General features: G+C 58.9%; 2 protein-coding genes and 1 pseudogene. All 3 read left to right on the top strand.

What is annotated here, in order from left to right:
• A pseudogene (locus ACOI1H_RS25600) lies at positions 1 to 285 on the top strand (hypothetical protein); the annotation flags it as partial.
• Complete coding sequence (locus ACOI1H_RS25595; RefSeq protein WP_422441143.1) at positions 286 to 615, top strand: SH3 domain-containing protein; 330 nt, start codon at positions 286 to 288, stop codon at positions 613 to 615. It begins immediately after the preceding pseudogene.
• A gap of 197 nt (positions 616 to 812) precedes the next feature.
• Positions 813 to 1,253, top strand: coding sequence for a CBS domain-containing protein (locus ACOI1H_RS25590; protein WP_422441141.1), 441 nt, complete (start codon positions 813 to 815; stop codon positions 1,251 to 1,253).
• Positions 1,254 to 1,361 lie beyond the last annotated feature (108 nt).

Raw genomic sequence — 1,361 nt, 5'->3', positions numbered from 1 at the left:
TTAAATGGTGGCACATTGTCAGTCAGGGATGCGCGGCACGAGAACCAGCGCACTCATCAGGAAGATCAATGCGGCATCATGACTCTTGCATGTAGCCTGTATTTTCTGGCGGTCCTTGCGGTCGGGACCCCCTTGATGGTGCAGGGCACGCTGGCGACCTCGGTCAACTTTCAGGCCCCTGATGTGGGACCGGAAACGAACCTGCCGTTGCCTGGCTACGTCAGCTTAAAGGCAAAAGAGGCGAACGTGCGCCGCGGCCCAAGCCTGACTTCCCGGATGAATTGAGTGCTTCAGCCCCGCGACATGCCGTTGCAGATCACCGCCGAATACGGCCAGTGGCGCCGCGTGATCGACCGCGAAGGTCAAGGTGGCTGGGTCCATTACGTTATGCTACCCGGGGTGCGCACAGTGATTGTGGATGAAGATCGTCTTGCCCTGCGCACCAAACCGTCAGACACCGCGTCCGTGAGGGCCGAGCTGGAACAGAACCTCATCGCACGGCTCGGCGTCTGCGAGTGCGAGTGCGCATGGTGCGAGTTGACTGCAGGCGGCTATACTGGCTGGGCGCACAAATCCGGACTCTGGGGTGTCGACCGCTACTCCGCTGGAAACTAGGCCTTACGGACCCGCGCTTGCTACGCTTACATAGCGCGTGGCCGCACCCGAAGGGGCGCATTATAGGCGGCGTTTTAGGACAATATCGAAACGCTCGAACCGTTTCAGTCGGTCGTTACGGCAGGACCCGCTTTTCCGCCCAAGACAACGAGACACGATGACCCTTTGTTGCTATTAAGGCAGCGTAGGATCCAACGATGTTGATTGAAGAACTGTTGCAGACGGCACGTGAACGGCTCGTGACCATCGTGGATGATGCCACGCTGATCGAAGTCGCCAAGCTCCTGAGCTCCGGAACGGACCTCGTGATCGTTTGTGACCGCGAAGGCATCTTGCAGGGCGTCCTGACGAAGACCGACGTCGTGAGGCAGATCAGCACCGGCCAAGGCGCGACCAGCATGTGCCCCGTCTCAACAGTGATGTCACGCGATGTCGCGCTGTGTCGGGGGCCGGATCATCTGAAAGACGTATCCGAGTTGATGAAGCAGCGGCATCTGAATAACATTCCCGTCGTGGACACGGATAACCGGCCCATCGGAATTCTCACCGCGCGGCTCATCCTCCGTGCCCTCCTGAGCGATGCTGAACATGAGGAGGCGCAACTGATCGACTTCATCGACGGCGTCGGTTACCGATGAGCTGTTCTTTTGCCATTGAAGGGCCTTGTTGCACGGACCCTGCCGACCCTGTTAACCGCCATAATTCATGAGGCTTCAGTTTTCGGTGCTGGCAGCCTTTTTCCCGCT

The organism is Loktanella sp. DJP18 (genome assembly GCF_049310965.1).
Classification (GTDB): domain Bacteria; phylum Pseudomonadota; class Alphaproteobacteria; order Rhodobacterales; family Rhodobacteraceae; genus Loktanella.
This window is presented reverse-complemented; position numbering and strand designations above follow the sequence as displayed.

Bases quoted from the DNA above. Each gene is read 5' to 3' on its own strand.
- ACOI1H_RS25590 (WP_422441141.1), top strand. From the start codon at position 813: ATGTTGATTGAAGAACTGTTGCAGACGGCACGTGAACGGCTCGTGACC.